Annotated in this window: 15 protein-coding genes and 1 pseudogene; 11 read left to right on the forward strand and 5 right to left on the reverse strand. The window is 69.7% G+C overall.

Annotated elements, in window-relative coordinates:
- Positions 1–158: 158 nt before the first annotated feature.
- Positions 159–1,469, reverse strand: coding sequence for an ABC transporter substrate-binding protein (locus ACZ39I_RS41415; protein WP_467250872.1), 1,311 nt, complete (start codon positions 1,467–1,469; stop codon positions 159–161).
- 528 nt (positions 1,470–1,997) lie between these two features.
- On the opposite strand from ACZ39I_RS41415, the gene ACZ39I_RS41420 reads away from it, so the two are divergent.
- The 7 genes and pseudogenes from ACZ39I_RS41420 (at position 1,998) to ACZ39I_RS41450 (ending at position 9,255) form a co-directional block, all read left to right on the forward strand.
- Positions 1,998–3,035 (forward strand): LacI family DNA-binding transcriptional regulator, encoded by a 1,038-nt coding sequence (locus tag ACZ39I_RS41420; RefSeq protein ID WP_467250874.1) that lies wholly within the window; start codon positions 1,998–2,000, stop codon positions 3,033–3,035.
- Between the two features lie 226 nt (positions 3,036–3,261).
- Positions 3,262–5,316: an RICIN domain-containing protein gene (locus tag ACZ39I_RS41425; protein ID WP_467250876.1), complete on the forward strand. Its 2,055-nt coding sequence runs from the start codon at positions 3,262–3,264 to the stop codon at positions 5,314–5,316.
- A gap of 339 nt (positions 5,317–5,655) precedes the next feature.
- Positions 5,656–6,267, forward strand: coding sequence for a DsbA family protein (locus ACZ39I_RS41430; protein ID WP_467250878.1), 612 nt, complete (start codon positions 5,656–5,658; stop codon positions 6,265–6,267).
- A 35-nt stretch (positions 6,268–6,302) separates the two neighbouring features.
- Positions 6,303–7,109, forward strand: coding sequence for an MBL fold metallo-hydrolase (locus ACZ39I_RS41435; RefSeq protein WP_467250880.1), 807 nt, complete (start codon positions 6,303–6,305; stop codon positions 7,107–7,109).
- 2 nt (positions 7,110–7,111) lie between these two features.
- Positions 7,112–7,522 carry a nuclear transport factor 2 family protein gene (locus ACZ39I_RS41440; RefSeq protein ID WP_352392205.1) on the forward strand — a complete coding sequence of 137 codons (411 nt, stop codon included), beginning with the start codon at positions 7,112–7,114 and terminating at the stop codon, positions 7,520–7,522.
- A gap of 168 nt (positions 7,523–7,690) precedes the next feature.
- Positions 7,691–7,843: a nuclear transport factor 2 family protein gene (locus ACZ39I_RS41445; RefSeq protein WP_467250882.1), complete on the forward strand. Its 153-nt coding sequence runs from the start codon at positions 7,691–7,693 to the stop codon at positions 7,841–7,843.
- A gap of 273 nt (positions 7,844–8,116) precedes the next feature.
- A pseudogene (locus tag ACZ39I_RS41450) lies at positions 8,117–9,255 on the forward strand (ABC transporter substrate-binding protein).
- 266 nt (positions 9,256–9,521) lie between these two features.
- Here the strand turns inward: ACZ39I_RS41450 and ACZ39I_RS41455 are convergent.
- The gene (locus tag ACZ39I_RS41455) at positions 9,522–10,427 is read right to left on the reverse strand and encodes a LysR family transcriptional regulator (protein ID WP_467250884.1); all 906 of its coding nucleotides are present in this window, start codon (positions 10,425–10,427) and stop codon (positions 9,522–9,524) included.
- Positions 10,428–10,552: 125 nt separating this feature from the next.
- On the opposite strand from ACZ39I_RS41455, the gene ACZ39I_RS41460 reads away from it, so the two are divergent.
- On the forward strand, positions 10,553–11,362 hold the full coding sequence (locus ACZ39I_RS41460; RefSeq protein WP_467250886.1) for an inositol monophosphatase family protein: 810 nt from the start codon (positions 10,553–10,555) through the stop codon (positions 11,360–11,362).
- Between the two features lie 57 nt (positions 11,363–11,419).
- On the forward strand, positions 11,420–12,064 hold the full coding sequence (locus ACZ39I_RS41465; RefSeq protein WP_467250888.1) for an NADPH-dependent F420 reductase: 645 nt from the start codon (positions 11,420–11,422) through the stop codon (positions 12,062–12,064).
- 190 nt (positions 12,065–12,254) lie between these two features.
- Here ACZ39I_RS41465 and ACZ39I_RS41470 read toward each other — a convergent pair whose 3' ends face one another.
- A complete protein-coding gene (locus ACZ39I_RS41470) occupies positions 12,255–12,770 on the reverse strand; it encodes a putative immunity protein (protein ID WP_467250890.1) in 516 nt (171 codons plus the stop codon).
- A 144-nt stretch (positions 12,771–12,914) separates the two neighbouring features.
- Here ACZ39I_RS41470 and ACZ39I_RS41475 point away from each other — a divergent pair, with 144 nt between their 5' ends.
- On the forward strand, positions 12,915–13,796 hold the full coding sequence (locus ACZ39I_RS41475; RefSeq protein ID WP_467250892.1) for a DUF4158 domain-containing protein: 882 nt from the start codon (positions 12,915–12,917) through the stop codon (positions 13,794–13,796).
- 501 nt (positions 13,797–14,297) lie between these two features.
- Positions 14,298–15,053 carry a Tn3 family transposase gene (locus tag ACZ39I_RS41480; protein ID WP_467250918.1) on the forward strand — a complete coding sequence of 252 codons (756 nt, stop codon included), beginning with the start codon at positions 14,298–14,300 and terminating at the stop codon, positions 15,051–15,053.
- 128 nt (positions 15,054–15,181) lie between these two features.
- Here the strand turns inward: ACZ39I_RS41480 and ACZ39I_RS41485 are convergent, their stop codons facing one another.
- Both ACZ39I_RS41485 and ACZ39I_RS41490 read right to left on the reverse strand, forming a co-directional pair.
- Positions 15,182–15,598 (reverse strand): ester cyclase, encoded by a 417-nt coding sequence (locus tag ACZ39I_RS41485; protein ID WP_467250893.1) that lies wholly within the window; start codon positions 15,596–15,598, stop codon positions 15,182–15,184.
- A 134-nt stretch (positions 15,599–15,732) separates the two neighbouring features.
- On the reverse strand, positions 15,733–16,524 hold the full coding sequence (locus ACZ39I_RS41490; protein WP_467250895.1) for an MBL fold metallo-hydrolase: 792 nt from the start codon (positions 16,522–16,524) through the stop codon (positions 15,733–15,735).
- Between the last annotated feature and the right edge of the window lie 47 nt (positions 16,525–16,571).

The raw sequence follows: 16,571 nt of genomic DNA on the forward strand, positions 1-16,571 counted from the left end.
TGCGGTCACGGCGGGTCAGCAGGCGCCGGTGCCCGCGCGGGACCCGCTTGCTGACCGGCGCGGGGCCCGAAGGCGGCACTGCGGCCGCCTCCGGGGGCTTCGTCGTTGTTTCGGAGCTCATGGTGTCGGTGTTCATCCGCTTCAGAAGGGGGTCGGTCTCAGCCGGACGCGAAGATCGTCTTCTTCTGGCGCTCGATCGAGGACAGCAGGCTGTCGATCCCCTTGGGGTCGCGGACGAACTTCTGCAGCGCCGGCTGCATCACCGTCGAGGTGAAGTCGGGCCGGCTGTCCCGGTCCATGAACTGCGTGAGGTGCTTCGCGCCGCTGATCATCTCGTACGCCTTCTTCTGAAGGGCGCTGTAGGCGGAGGTGTCGGCCTTCGAGGAGGCGGCGATCAGGCTCGGGTCGGCCTTGAGGTAGGTCTCCTCGGCCTGCGGCGTGCCCAGGAATTCGAGCAGCTTGACCGAACCGGCGTGGTTCTTGGGCTCCTTGCTGAGCATGATGCCGTCGGTCGGCGCCTCGACGGTGTCCTGCCCGTACGCCGGGTCGATCGCGGGGAAGGCGAAGAAGTCGAGGTCGTCCAGGTCCGCCTTGTTGGTGAACTGCTCGGCCACGAACATGCCGAGCATATACATGCCGGCCTTCTTCGCCACCAGCGTCTGAGCGGCGTCCTGCCAGGTACGGCCCACCGCGCCCTCCTGGTGGTAGGGGAGGGTCTCGGCCCAGGTGTCGAAGACCTTGCGGACCTTCGCGTCGGTCCACGCGGCCTTGCCCGCCATCAGCTCGACGTGGAAGTCGTAGCCGTTGAGGCGGAAGTTGATCTGGTCGAAGGAGCCCATCGCCGGCCAGGCGTCCTTGTCGCCGTACGCGATCGGGACGAGGCCGTCCTTCTTCATCTGCTTGCACAGGGCGACGTATGCGTCCCACGTGGTCGGGACCTCGTAGCCGTACTTCTGGAAGACGCTCTTGCGGTAGAAGACCGCCCACGGCGACGTGGTCAGCGGCACCAGGTAGTACTTGCCGTCCTGACCCTTGCTCAGGTCGTGCATCGCCGACGGGAAGTTGCCGCCGATCGTCTTCCACACGTCGTCGATCGCGGTGGCCAGACCCTTGGCCGCGAAGAACTGCATCCGGTAGCCGGCGAACCACTGGAACACGTCGTCCGGCGTGCCCTGGAGGTAGGAGTTGATCTGCTCCTGGAAGGTGTTGTGGTCCTTGGTGTTGATGGCCACGTTGATGCCGGACTGCTTCGTGAAGGCCGCGTAGACGTCGCCGTACGCCTTCTTCGGGACCGCGTCGGACGCGTTGGAGCCGACGGTGACGGTCTTGGTGTCCGACGAGCCGGAACTGCCGGCGCAGGCGCTCAGCAGGGGGAGGCCGGCGCCCAGGACCGCGGCTCCGCCGAGTCCGCGGAGCACGGTGCGGCGGCTGGTTCCGGACATGGGCTGACCGGGGGAAGAACGGTGCATTTCGGCTCCTACAGGGCTGGCGGTACGCCGGTATGGCACGTCAGTCGGACGGGGGTATGACGGAGGGCGGGTCGTCGAGGGACCGTTTGGAGGTCGGTCGCGAGCCGGAATCCAACACGATCGAACAAACACGATCGTCGGACGCCAGGAAGCGTGAATGCTGCGTGGACTCGCTGTCAAGACTTTCCGTCCGGTAATCCATGACGGGGCGGATCCGGCCGTAAGTCCCATCTGCCGGCATCCGGGCGGGGCGGACGGGGTCGACATGGCTGGTCATCGAACCGTCCCGGGGTCCCCAATTGGCGATTGACCTGCAGGATTGCCTCACGGTCACGCCTTCCTCGGACGGCTCGAGCGCCTCGCTCCGCTGGCCCGCAGGTATCGATGCCGTCCCGCCGGAAGCAAGCGACGTTGCATGAACCCTTGACGTGCGCCAGGCGGATGCGTACACATTGACCGCGCGGTCAGACCGCGCGGTCATGTAGTTTGACCTCGTTCGATGAAGAACGCACGGCCATGGGAGACGTCATGACAACTGGGCTGGAGCGCGGTGCGGGCTCCTCCGCGCCGCGTAGTGAGGACGTGGCCAGGCTCGCCGGCGTCTCGCGCAAGACGGTCTCCCGGGTCCTCAACAACGAGCCGTACGTCTCCGAGGAGTCCCGCCGACGCGTCCTGGCGGCCGCCGAGGAACTCGGCTACCGCCTGAATCACGCGGCCAGGGCACTGGCCTCCGGCCGTACCCGGTCCATCGGTGTGGTCGCGCTGGCAACCGCCGGGTACGGAACCGCCTCCCTGCTCGTGGGCATCGAACAGGCCGTACGGGACGCCGGCTACGCGCTGCGCGTGGTCAACACCCCGGACGGCGACCCGCGAAGCATCGCCGCCGCACTGGAATCGCTCCTGGAGCAGGGCGTGGACGGCATCGTCGTCTCCGTACCCGTCGTCGAGGGCGAAGTCCCGCTCGGCGTCGACGTGCCGGTCCTCTTCGTCGGAGCCCCACCCGCCTTCAGCGCCACCCGGACACTGACCGTCGGCGTGGGCGCCCACGAGCTGGCACGCGCGGCCACGGAACACCTGCTGGACCTGGGGCATGCGACCGTCCACCACCTCGCGGGGCCGCGGCGGTGGTACGCCACCAAGGACCGTATCGAGGGATGGCAGGCCGCGCTGGCGGACCGGGGCGCGCACGAGCCCCCCGTGCTGAACGGTGACTGGTCGGCGGCCTCCGGGTATGCCGCGGGCCTCGGGCTGGCCTCGGACCGTTTAGTGACAGCGGTGTTCGCCGCGGGCGACGAGATGGCGATCGGCCTGATCCACGGCCTGCGGGAAAGCGGTCGCCGGGTGCCGGAAGACGTCAGCGTCGTCGGTTTCGACGGCAACCCTGTGTTCGCCTACGTCTCCCCGCCGCTGACCACCGTCCGTCAGCCTTTCGAGGCCGCGTCGAGCGAAGGAATCCGGCTTCTCCTCCACGCCATCGAGAAGCCCGACACCGAACTGCCGCCGGCGAACGACCCACCCGTCGAACTCGTCGTCCGCGGCTCGACAGCACCGCCGCCCTCCCCCTGACCCACCCCACCCCCTCGTGTCACTGCCCCGGCACACCCCCCGCCGGGGCACCCCACCTCCGCCCTTCCGCGCTTGTCGCGCCGCGCCCCCGCGGCCTGCGCGGCCCGCGTGCCGCGCCCGGCCGTGTCGCCCGGCTGTCCCCGGGCCACGCGCCCAACAAACCCCGCCGCGTCACTCCGAGCCGGCGGACACCGAAACACACCTTCCCCTTCCCCTGGGAGCCGCAATGTCCCTTGCCCGCACAGGCGCCAGACCCGGCGCCGCTCCGCGTTCCCGTCCCGTCTCCTTCTTCACCCTGGCCTTCATCCTGCTCGTCTCGGTGCTGACCATGGTCGTACCCGCCGGCCGGGCGGACGCCCTGGCGCGTCCCGCGCAGACCATGTACACCCCGCCGGCGGGTGCGCCCTCGCCCGGGGCGCTCTACCCGCGGGCGGTGCGGATGCAGCACAACGGCTCCGCCAACGGCACCATCCTCGCGACGTTCGAGCAGTACACCACCGGCACGCCGGTCCTCCCGATCTACCGCAGTACGGACAACGGCAACTCCTGGTCGAAGATCTCCGAGGTCGCCGACACGCAGAACGGCTGGGGCATGCGCTGGGAGCCCGAGCTGTTCGAACTGCCCGCGGCGGTGGGCGACTTCCCGGCCGGGACCATCCTGGCCGCCGGAGCCTCGGTTCCCTCCGACCGCTCGGCCATCAAGATCGACGTCTACGCCAGCACCGACCGCGGACAGACCTGGACCTTCGCCGGCAACATCGCCACCGGCGGCAAGGCGTACGACACGAACGGCAACACCCCCGTGTGGGAGCCGTTCTTCCTCTACGCCAACGGCAAGCTGATCGTCTACTACTCCGACCAGCGCGACCCCGCCCACGGCCAGAAGGTCGTGCATCAGGTCACCACCGACCTGCACACCTGGGGTCCGGTCGTGGACGACGTGGCGATGCCCACCTACAGCCAGCGCCCGGGCATGCCCACCGTCGCGAAGCTGCCCAACGGCAACTACGTCATGACGTACGAGTACGGCGGCTCGCCCTCGGGCAACTTCGCCGTCTACTACAAGATCTCCGCCGACCCGGAGGCCTTCAACTCCGTCACGGGCATTCCCCTGCAGGCGACGGACGGCACGATACCCACCAGCACGCCGTACATCACGTGGCTGCCCACGGGCGGTCCCAACGGCACGCTGGTCGTCAGCGCCTACAGCACCAGCGACCTGTTCCTGAACACCCAGAACGGTGCCGCGAACACCTGGACGCGCATCAGCTCCAACGTCGCCGGCGGCTACAGCCGCGGCATGGTGCCCCTGTCCGACGGCCACAGCCTGCTCGTGCTCAGCGGCGGCAGCGGTGGCCCCAACCTCTCCAACCCCGTCACCTACAGCACCATCGACCTGGGCGGCGGCATCTCGGACGGTGCCACCTACACCGTGTCGAACGCGGGCAGCAACCTCCAGCTGAGCATCGCGGGCGGCTCCGCCACCAACGGCACGAACGCCACCCAGCAGACCGCCGACAACGCCACCGACCAGCAGTGGCGCTTCGTGCAGCAGAGCTCCGGCTACTTCAAGATCCTCAACGTCGCCAGCGGCAAGGTCCTCGGTGTGGAGAACCAGTCCACCGCCGACGGAGCGAAGATTCTCCAGTGGGACGACAACGGCACCCTGGACCACGAGTGGGCCGTCGCCCCGAACCCGGCCGGCGGTTACAGCCTCACCAACCGCGTGACCGGCAAGTACCTGGAGATCCCGAACGCCTCCACCGCCACCGGTACTGCCGCCGGCCAGTGGAGCGCCACCAGCTGCGCCTGCCAGCGCTGGAACGTCACCCAGACCGCTCTGCCGGCGCTGGGCACCGGGCAGTACGTCCTCGTCAACAAGAACAGCGGGAAGTACCTGGACATCCCGCAGGGCTCGACCGCCACCAACACGGCAGTCCAGCAGTGGCAGAACTCGGCCTGCTTCTGCCAGCTGTACACCTTCCGGTCCGCCGGCGGCGGAGCCTGGACCATCAAGAACGCCAACAGCAACCTGAACCTGGACATCCGTAGCGGCTCCACCGCTGCCGGAGCCGCCGTCGTCCAGAACACGCCGTCCACCGCGAACTCACAGAAATGGACCCTCACCGACGCGGGCAACGGCTACTACAAACTCAAGAACGTCGGCAGCGGTTTCAACGCCGCCGTCGCCCAGTCCTCCACCGCCAACGGCGCGGCAGTCGTGCAGTGGAACGACCTGACCATCGACGACCAGCTCTGGAAGATCGTCCGCATCAACTGAACGGTGGGGCGAAGGGCCTCCTGTCACCTCGTGATCGCGATGCGAAACCGAGTGGCAGGGGGCTTCCCACGCGGGCCGTCGCGCAGATCTCGTGACGCGCGGGCAGAGTCACAGCCGTACGCGCTGCCGGGAGGATTTGCGCACCCTCGGCCACAGCCCGGGACGTACCGCCGCCTCGATTCCCTGACCTGCGGACCGGCGGTAGCGCAGATCTAATGGCATTGAGTGCTCGCATGTGCCCCGGATCACACGGGTCCAGAAATATCTGACGAGTCAGGTATTGTTTGATCAGGTGAACCGCTCGCAATCGGCGGGCGCCCCTCTCTGCCGAGGTCTTCGATGAAGCTCGTCTACATCTTCGACGCCTATTGCGGCTGGTCGCACGGATTCACCGCGACCTTGCGCGAAATCGTCACGCGCCACCCCGACCTGCCGGTCGAGGTCGTCTCCGGCGGCCTGTTCACCGGCGACCGCCGGGTCCCGATCTGTGAGTTCGGCTACGTCCAGGGGGCCAACGCCCAGATCACGGAGCTGACCGGCGCCGAGTTCGGCGAGGCCTACGAGCGGCTCATCGCCGACGGTTCCTTCGTCATGGACTCCGAGGCCGCCGCCCGTGGCGTCGCAGCCGTGCGTCAGGTGGCCCCCGACCGCGCGGCGGAGCTGGCCACCGCCTTGCAGCATGCCTTCTACGTCGACGGCCTGAGCCTGTCCGACCCGGCCACCTACGGGACGGTCGCCCAGGCGGCCGGGCTCGACCCGGATGCCGTCGTCGCCGCCTTCGAAGCACCCGCGGCGCAGAGCGCGGCCCGCGCCGACTTCCGCCGCACCGCCGAACTGGGTGTCACCGGCTTCCCCACCCTGCTCGCCCTCGACGGCGAGCGCGCCGTCCCCCTGGCCCGCGGACACGCCACCGCCGACGAGGTGGACCGGCGTCTCGCAAGCCTCAACTGACCCCGCAATCCTCCACCCCCCAAGGAGCTACGAGCATGAGCGCCCTCGACTTCAAGGTCCTCGACCTCGACTTTCCCGCCGGCAGCAAGAACAAGACGGCCACCCTCGTCACCGGCGAGCAGGAGGCCCTGCTGGTGGACGCCGCCTTCACCCGCGCCGACGGCCACCGCCTGGCCGCCGAGATCCTCGACTCCGGCAAGAAGCTCACCACCGTCTTCGTCTCCCACGCCGACCCCGACTTCTACTTCGGCGCCGAGGTGATCGCCGACGCCTTCCCCGACGCCGTCTTCGTCGCCACGCCGATCGTCATCGAGCACATCCAGCACTCCTACGAGGGCAAGCTCAAGGCGTGGGCGGCGCTGGGCCCGAACCTGCCCACCCGCCTGGTCGACCTCCAGCCGCTCACCGGCGACCTCACCCTGGAAGGCCACCGCTTCGAACTCAAGGGCGGCTCCGCGGGTCTGCCCGACCGTCACTACCTGTGGCAGGCGGAGTCCCGCGCCCTGCTCGGCGGGGTCCTGCTCTTCCAGCAGGAGCACGTCTGGGTCGCCGACACCGCCACTCCGGAGTCCCGCGCAGCCTGGATCGACCTGCTCGACGAGATGGCCGCCCTCGACCCGCAGCTCGTCGTGCCCGGCCACCGCCTGCCCGGCACCCCCGCCGACGCCTCCGCCATCACCGCCACCCGCGCCTACCTCCTCGCCTTCGAGGAGGAGCTCGCCAAGGCGGCCGACGGTGCCGCGCTCACGGAGGCGCTGGTGGCCCGCTACCCGGACAACGGCATGCTGATCGCCGCCCAGATCGGTGCGAAGGTCGCCAAGGGCGAGATGAAGTGGGGCTGACCATGAGCGAGTTCGCCACCTCCACCGCCCCCGCCGACGTCGTACGGCGCCAGTACCTGGCATCCGCCGCGGGAGACCTGGCGGCCCTGCGCGCCACCCTCGCCCCGGACGTGGAGTGGACCGAGATGGCCGGCTTCCCGCTGGCCGGCACCTACCGCACTCCCGACGGCGTCACGTCGAACGTGATGGAACAGCTCGGCAAGGACTGGGACGGCTGGACCGCCCACGACGACACCTACGTCGTCGACGGCGAGAACGTCGTCGTCCTCGCCCGCTACACCGCGGCCAACAAGGCCACCGGCAAGCGGATCAACGTGCGGGTCGCACACCACTTCGTCGTACGCGGCGGACTCATCGTCCGCTTCGAGCAGTTCGTCGACACGGCCCTCGTCCGCGATGCCATGACCGGCTGACGCGTTTCCGTTTCATCCGCATGGCAGGAGAACGGCATGTCGGCCGACGACAACAAGGCGCTCGTCATCGCCTTCTATTGAGCAGGCCTTCAACGACTGCCAGCCGGAACAGGCCGCCGAAGCCCACCTCGGGTCGACCTATATCCAGCACAACCCCGAGGCGCAGTGGTGATCACCCACAGCAACCTGCACCTCAAGCCCGGCGACCGCAGCATGGCCGTCGCCGACTTCTGGCGCGTCGTCGACGGGAAGATCGTCGAGCACTGGGACGTGATCCAGGAAGTGCCGGAAAAGAGCGCCAACGACAACACGATGTTCTGACTCCGCGGTGGCATCCGCGCCGGGATCGAGTGCGGATGCCCCTCGGGTCCTCGGCCCGCCGCGGGAACGGCCCACTGCGCGGCGGAGCTTCCCGCGCCGTGGAGTTGACCGGCAGCAACCCGGAGCTGCGGTGGCGGGACCCGCGACCTGGGGCCCCGCTGATGCCGGTCAGGCGACGGACTCGTCACCCCCTCCGGGTACTCACCGCACCTGTCTCGGTCCGCCGCTGCCACCCAGCGCCCTTCTACCTCTCAGTCAGAAAAGTTCCCCCACATGACCGAACTGCCCAGTCGCCGCCACCTGCTCGCCACCGGAGCGGGCGCCGCCCTCGGCCTCGGTCGTTTGCCGCCACCGCCCTGCCCGCCGCAGCATCCCCCGGCCCCGGTTCAACGGCAGGAGCCGAGGAGACGAGGACGCTCGACGAGCTGCACCAGGCGGCTCTCACCGAGGGCGGCAAGCTCGTCATCTACGCAGGCGGTGACGTCTCCTCGCAGGCGGACGGCCTCCGAAGCGGCTTCAGGAGTCGCTTCCCGGACATCGATCTGACGGTCGTCGTCGACTACAGCAAGTTCCACGACGTCCGCGTGGACAACCAGTTCGCCACCGACACCCTCGTGCCCGACGTCGTACAGCTGCAGACCGTGCAGGACTTCGTCCGCTGGAAGCAGCAGGGCCGTCTGCTGGCCTACAAGCCGGCCGGCTACTCGAAGGTGTACGCCCCCTTCAAGGACCCGCACGGCGCATGGGTCGCCGTCCAGGTGAGCGCCTTCAGCTACATGTACGGTCCGGCGGCGGTCGGTTCGGACGCACCGCGCAGCCCACTGGACCTCGTCGACGCGAAGTGGAAGGGGCAAATAGCCTCTTCCTACCCGCACGACGACGACGCGGTCCTCTACCTCTACACGCTCTACGCGGAGAAGTACGGCTGGGAGTGGCTGGCCCGACTGGCGGCCCAGGACGTCCAGTTCGCCCGCGGCAGCTACACCCCGAGAGACGCCGTCACCAGCGGGCAGAAGGCGATCGGCGTCGGTGGCTCCGGTGCGGCCCTGGCGACCGGGGCCGTCAAGTGGGTGCTCCCCGACGCGGCGACGCAGTTCATGTCCTGGGGGCAGCGGGCCGCGATCCTGAAGCGGGCCAAGAACCCGACCGCTGCCAAGCTCTACCTCAACTGGCGGCTGTCCACCGAGCAGCAGCAGGCCGCCACCAACGGCTGGTCGGTCCGCACCGACGTCACCCCGCCGACGGGCCTGAAGCCCATCTGGCAGTACCCGAACGGCAACCTCGACGGCTTCCCCCGCTTCATGGCCGACCGCGCCGCCGTCGAGCGCTGGAAGCAGACCTTCGCCCTGTACTTCGGCGAGGTCAAGGGCGACCCTTCGCCGGGTTGGCTCGGGCTGCACCCGGGAACCTGATCGGCAGTTCGGCAGCATCTGGACCTCGGCCGTCCTCCTAGCAGGGGGCCAGCCTTGCCGTCGGAGAGGACCTGCGCCGCACTGACACCTCCTTGCCGATGTGGGCGTCTGTTGTCGGCAGACGTGCGTCATGGCGGAACGCGTCTGACGGTGAGAGACCGGGCGCCCGGCACACGGGACAACTGCGCGGCCTTCGAAACAGCCCCGAACATGCCCGCTGATCAAGCCGGCGCAGCGCCGAACTCCAAGATCCCGACAGAGTCGAGCTAGGACGGGGTGAACAGGGCCTGGAGGGTTCGGGTGGCTGTTTCGCGTAGCCAGGCGTGGGCGGGGTCGTTGTCGTGGCGCTGGTGCCAGAGCAGGTGAAGGGGTACGTCGGGCAGGTCGACGGGCAGCGGCAGGGTGGTCAGGCCGAGCTGGTGGCGGGCGGAACGGGTGGCCGCGTCGGGGAGGGTGACCACGAGGTCGGTCTCGCGGGCGAGTTGCAGGGCGGTGGCCGTGGTGGGGGCGGAGGCGATGACGCGGCGCTCGTGGCCGAGTGCGGTCAATTCGTCATCGATCCGGTCGTGGAGGCTTCCGCGCCGGGACACGATGACGTGACCGGCCGCCGCGTACCTCTCGGCGGTCACGGGCTGTTCGGTGAGGGCGTGGCCCGCGCGGACCGCGAGGACGAGCCGGTCGCGGCCGACGAGGCGGTGACGGATGTCGGGCAGGGACGGCGGGCCGGCACTGGAGGCGAGGTCGACCTCGCCGCGACGCAGCTGGGGGGTGTCGTCGCCGGGCTCGGCGGTCAGCCGGACCTGCACCCCGGGGGCCTGACGGTGCACCGCGGCGATCAGGGCGGTCCCGCAGGTGGAGGCGAGGGCGTCGTGCCAGCGGACGGTGAACACCCGCTCCAGAGTCGCCAGGTCGAGTTCCGTCTGAGCAGACAGCAGGTGTTGAGCCTGCTGTACCAGGGCGTGGACCTGGGTGCGCATGGCCAGGGCGCGGGTGGTGGGCGTCATGTGGCGTCCGGTGCGGACCAGGATCTGGTCACCGGTCGCCTTGCGGATACGGCTCAGGGAGCGGCTCATCGCCGGGGAGGTGACGTGGAGGCGGGCCGCGGCACCTTGGACACTTCCTTCCTCCAGGAGTGCGTCCAGGGCGGTGAGCAGGTTCAGATCCAGTTGCATGGCAGTCACTTTACAAGTGACAACCATGCACTTGTTGTTAACTGCCGTAGCTCCTACCTTCGAGATGCGGGGCGGAGAACAGCTTCCGAAACACCCCCGCTTCCACCGAATCCAAGGAGTGCGCCATGAGCACAGCCATGCCTTTCGACCTCGACGCCACGCTCCTGTCCGCGGTGACCGCTGTGGTGGAGGACGCCGGAGTCACCCTGCGGGAGCGCTACACGACCCATGCCCGGGGCGTGAGCCTGGAGGAGGTCGTCGGCGAGATCCACGCGAACGACGACGCGGTCCTCGCCGTGATGCGCGAGCCGCTGCTCCGGGCGAGGCCGGGGTCGCAGTGGGCGGAGGACGAGCTGGCCGGCGGGGCGCTCCCGGCGGGCGAGTGGTGGGTCGTCGACCCGGCCGAGGGCAACATCAACCACGTCCACGGCATGCCGGACTGGGGCGTCACCGCCACCCTGGTGCGCGACAACCAGCCCGTTCTCACGGTCGTCCACCTCCCGCTGACCGGCGACACCTACACCGCCACCGCGGGCGGCGGCGCCCACCTCAACGGCCGGACCCTGACCGTGTCGGCGAAGAACGACCTGGGCGCCGCGCTGGTCGGCACCGGCCAGGCCCGGCCCGGCGAGAGCACCGACACCTTCCGCCGCATCGGCGCATCGGTTACCGCCATGCTCACCGCCGGTCTCGTCGTGCGCGTGTCCGTCCCGGCGACGCTGCAGCTCATCCACGTCGCCGCCGGACGCATGGACGCCTTCTGGCAGTTCTCCGACGTCCGTTCCGGTCTCGTCGCCGGCGCCCTGCTGGTCACCGAGGCCGGAGGCACCGTCACCGACCTGGACGGCAAGCCCTGGAACGCGGCCAGCCGCGACTTCCTGGCCGCGGCCCCCCACGTCCACACCGCCGCGCTCGACGTCCTCGCCTCGATTTGACCCCCTGGCCCTCAGAGCCACCCTGGCCCTCCCACCTCAGACCTCAAGGAAGACCCCATGACCAGCATCGGAATCCTGGGCGCCGGCCGCGTCGGCACCAACCTCGCCCGCGCCCTCAGCGCGGCGGGACATGACGTCACCGTCGGCCGCCGTAAGAACGGCGACGGCAGGGACACGCCGCCCGCTGACGGCACCACGTTCCGCTACGCCGATCACTCCACCACCGCCCGCGGCGCGGACATAGTCATCAACGCCACCCCCGGCGACACCACCCTGGAACGGCTCACCTCCCTGCGGGCCGAACTCGCCGGCAAGATCCTCATCGATGTCTCCAACGCCACCCGCGACGCCGACGACGGCCTGCCCGGTGAGCTGTGCCACCCGGGCAGCAGCCTGGCCGAACACCTCCAGAACGCCCTGCCCGACACCCACGTCGTCAAGACCCTCAACACCATGCTGTTCACGGTCATGACCGCCCCCGGAGAACTGACCATCCCGCCCACCGCCTACCTCTCCGGAAACGACGAGCAGGCCAAGAAGACCGTCACCATCCTCCTGGGCGACCTGGGCTGGCAGACCGACTGGATCGAAGACCTCGGCGACATCACCACCGCCCGCGCGACAGAAGCCATGATCCTCGTCGTCCCCCACGTCCTGCGCCGCCACGGCTTCACCCCCTTCGCCGTCTCCCTCGCCCGCTGACCCCGCCCCGCTGCAAGAGACGTGCCCGAGCCGCGTCCGGGCCCGACAGCACCGGGCGCCACGCAGCACAGGGCCACCGCGCCCTCGATCACCGACAGCGGAAGGAGCCACAGCGGTGACAGCGGCCGTGCCGCCACACGACCCACGGGACTGGGTGTCGCGCCTTGGGCAAGCCGCCGGTGAAGCAGCCTCAGCAGTCGAACACCGACCAGCAGATGTCGTTCCGCAACCGCTGGTCGTCCAGAACGAGCTCGCGAATCGCCTCCGGGAGCTGGTCGCGCTGCCACTGGCACTCGCGTCGCCCTGCGGCCTCGCTCTCGCCTTTCGGCGCGGCAGCGCGTACGGCCTTGATCGCATAGGCAGCCGCACCGAGCTCGTGCGCGGCGACATGTGCGACGACTGCGGCCTGACCGGCGGCATAAGCGGCATGCCGTGCCGCGCCACGCAGGTCTCGAGCCGCGCCCATAGCATGCCCGCCCGCCGCGCGGGCCTGCATCATCTTGACCTCACCACGCACCCAGGCGCGGGCATGCTCGATCGCCTGGCGCGGTCGTGGATCCTCAGGCTGAGCCGACTCGAAGAGGTCGAGGACGTGCTCCGCGCAAGCCGCAGCCCAAAGGGCGAGGAGGTGATGATCCGGATCAGTGAGGATTCCGCCGCGGCGGACCGTCACGAAGCGAGGATCCCTGACCTTCGGGAGGATCATCGGCTGGTACTCCTTCCTCCTGGCATCCGCCCGCCACACAAGTACGGCCTTGGGGCACAGCGGTACACCGGTTAACGCTAAACCGGTGATCATGGGCTTCTAGCACAGTCGATCAGCTTGGCGCCGGGATTCGGCGGAAGATCGTTGAGCGGCTGCGAGGAGCCGACCCGGCCGGAGCTGGAGCGGTTCTTCTTCCTCGACGACGAGGACCGCAAACTGATCGCGAAGCGGCGCGGTGATCACAACCGGCTCGGGTTCGCTCTCCAGATGTGCACCGTGCGCTACATCGGCCGGTTCCTCCCGGACGACCCGCTGGACGTTCCGTGGGCGGTGGTGGAGTACCTCGTGGAACAGCTCGGCATCGAGGACGTCAGCTGCGTGAAGCAGTACACCGAGCGCAAGCCGACGGCGTACGAGCACGCGTGGGAGATCCGGGACACGTACGAGTACCACGAGTACGACGATGCGGAGTGGGGGCGGAAGTCCCGTACGTTCCTGCACAGGCGGGCGTGGACGCACGCCGAGGGGCCGGTGGCCCTGCTCAGCCAGGCGGTGGGCTGGCTGCGTCGGCACCGTGTGCTGCTGCCCGGGGTGAGCGTGCTGGCCCGGAAGGTGTCGGAGGTCCGGGCGGTCGCGGAGAAGCGGCTGCACGCCACGGTCGCCAGAGCCGCGCACCGGGCGGACGCGGCGCTGCCCGGGCACCTGGTGGCCACGCTGGTGACGCCGGAGGGCGCCCGGTTCTCGGAGCTGGAACGGTTGCGCCGGCCGCCGACGCGGACGATCGGGACGGCGTTCGCCCGGTCGCTGGAGCGGGTCGATGAGATCGGCGCGTTCGGTCAGGGCCGGGTGAGGCTCTCGCAGGTCCCGCCGAACCGGCTGGCCGCACCGGCCCGGTACGGGCTGGGGTCGAAGGCGGCGAGCCTGGAGCGGGCCGAGGAGCCCAAGCGCACCGCGATACTCACCGCGGTGATGCGGCACCTGGAGGCGAAGGCCATCGACGAGGCCTGGACCTGTTCCAGGTGCTGATGGCGACCCGGCTGCTCAGCAACGCGAGGCGGGCGACGGAGAAGGAGCGCCTGTCGACACTGCCGCAGCTGGAGAAGGCGTCCCGGACGCTCGCGCGGGCGGCGAAGGTGCTGTTCGAGGAGCTGGAGCTGGTGGAGACGCACGGCACCGACCTGGACGCGGCGGCGCTGTGGGCGGCGGTCGAGGAGGTCGCCCCGCGGGAGACGGTGATGACCGCGGCCGCCCTCGGGGTGTCCCTGGTGCCCGAGGACGAGGATTCCGCCGACATCGCGATGCGGGCGGCGCTGACCACCCGCTACAACACGGTGCGCCCGTTCCTGGCGCTGCTGGGCGAGTCGAAGGCGCTGGCGGCGTCAACGGGCGGCGCGCGGGTGCTCGCCGGGGTGAAGCGGCTACCCGCGCTGGCGCGGCGGCGGGTGAAGGACAAGCCGCTGCTGCCGCGCGAGGTGGACGAGAAGCTGGTGCCGCCGGCGTGGCGCAAAGCGGTCTACGCGAACGCCGATCTGCCGCAGGGGGTGCACCGGGACGCGTACGTGGTGTGCGTGCTGGGGCTACAACTTCAGCCCCCGCTTCAAGGACCTGGACGACCAGCGGTTCTGGCGGGCGGCGATGCCCGGGGTGGAGACGGGCATGTACGGGGTGCTGGAGCCGCTCGCCCGCAACCGCGTCAACCTGAAGAAGATCGAGACGTGGTGGCCGGACATGCTCCGGGTCGCGGGCTCCCTGGTCACCAACCAGGTCCGCGCCTACGACCTGCTGCGGATGTTCGGCCGCGAGGGCCACCCCACCCCGCTGGGACAGGCGTTTGCCGAGTACGGGCGGATCGCCAAGACCGAGCACCTGATGCGAATGGTCGACCCCGTGGACGACACCTACCGCAGGCAGATGAACCGCCGGCTCACCGTGCAGGAGTCCCGCCACAAGCTGGCCCGCGACGTCTGCCACGGCAAGCGCGGCACCATCCACCAGGCGTACCGCGACGGCATGGAGGACCAGCTCGGCGCTCTCGGCCTGGTCCTCAACGCCATCGTGCTCTGGACCACGAAGTACATCGACGCCGCCGTCGCCCAGCTCCGCGCCGAGGGACACGAGCTGCGGGACGAGGACATCGCCCGGCTCTCTCCGCTCAAGCACCGCAACCTCAACGTGCTCGGCCGCTACAGCTTCACCGCCTCCACCCCGGCCGCCGGCGCCCTGCGCCCGCTGCGCAACCCGGACGCGGCCGGGCTCGGGCTGGATGAGGACGACGAGGAGTAGAGGAGCTCTTGGCGTCTCCCGCCGGGGCCCGGATCGCTGTCTGGGTGAGAGCGTTTCGCTCCAGGCGGGTGCCGTCGGCGGGCGGCGGTGGAGAGGTGCAGGGTGTGGCCCTGTCGAGGCCCGTGTCGTCAGGCGGCGGAGCCGGCCGTGAGCTGGTCCATGATGTCGGCCAGGTTGTAGTGGGCCCGCTTCTCGATGATCTTCCCGTCCTTGAACGTGAACAGGTTGAACATGGAAAACCGTACGTGCGCTCCGCGCGGGGGGATGCCGTAGTGGTCGCCGCCCTGGTCTCCTTCAACCACGACGTAGGCGCCGACCTTGTCCGCTTCGGCGACGGTGTCGAGGACCGTCAGACGGTTGCCGGGGAAGGCGTCGAGGTGCTTCTCCTCCGCGTCGATGAACCCTGCGACGCCCGGCCGGGGGCTGTCGATCTGGGAGTAGAAGACGAAGTCCGGGTGGAACATGCCGGTGAGCGTGTCGTAGTCACCCTGCTGAAGGGCCTGGTAGAAGCGGTGCACGAGGTCGGCGTCGGGTCCGGTGGACATGTGATCGGGTCCTTCTTGGTCGTTCTGGCAGGGCGCAGGGGACGCCGCGAAGGGCGATCCCGGGGTCGGGGCCCGGTGTACTGCGGGCCCCGACCCCGGGCGCAAGGTCTCGGTTCCTTAAGCGGCGGTCCGGCTCAGGCGCGCTGCGCCCAGTCCTGGTCCAGGCGGTCGGTCAGGCCCGCGGCGGCGAAGGCTGCCTCCAGCTCGTCGCGGCCCTCGGTGAAGTGGGCCCAGCTGTCGTGGTGGACCGGGACGACACGGCGGGCGTCAAGAATCCGGGTGGCCTCGGCGGCCTGGGCGCTGTCCAGGACGATCAGGTTGCCGTCGAAGACCATGGGGAAGCGGGGGGCGCCGGCGAACAGGAGGGCGGTGTCGATCGGGGCGAAGCGCTCGGCGATCTCCCTGACCGCGTCGAGCGAGGCGTTGTCGCCGCTGACGTAGACCGTCGGCAGTCCCTCGCCCGTCAGGACGAAGCCGACGACCTGGCCGGCGAAGGGCTCGACCTCCTCACGCGCCCCGGGGCCGTGGATGGCAGGGACTCCGGTCACCGTGATGGTGCCGCCGCCCGGGCGCTCCAGCTCGACCGTCTCCCAGTCGGCCAAGCCCTTGGCCTTCGCCCCGAGGCGCTCGCCGCCGCCGGGGGTGGTCAGGGTGAGGGGGACCATGGCGAGCAGGGCACGGCCGGAGGTGTCGAGGTTGTCGGCGTGCTCGTCGTGCGAGAGCAGGACCACGTCGACGCGGCCGAGGTCGGCCGGGGTGCCGGTGGAGGGGGCGGTCTTGGTCAGGGTCGGGCGACCGGGCCTGGAGTAGTCGCCGGGGCCGTCGAAGGTCGGGTCGGTCAGGAAGCGCAGGCCGCCGTACTCGAACAGGGCGGTCGGACCGCCGAACGTGCGGACCGGGAACTGGCTGGCGTTGAGCTGGGACATCACATCTCCGTTTCTCACGAAAAAAACATGCGGTTAACGTGATGCCA

It is taken from the genome of Streptomyces sp. NPDC024687 (genome assembly GCF_055559055.1).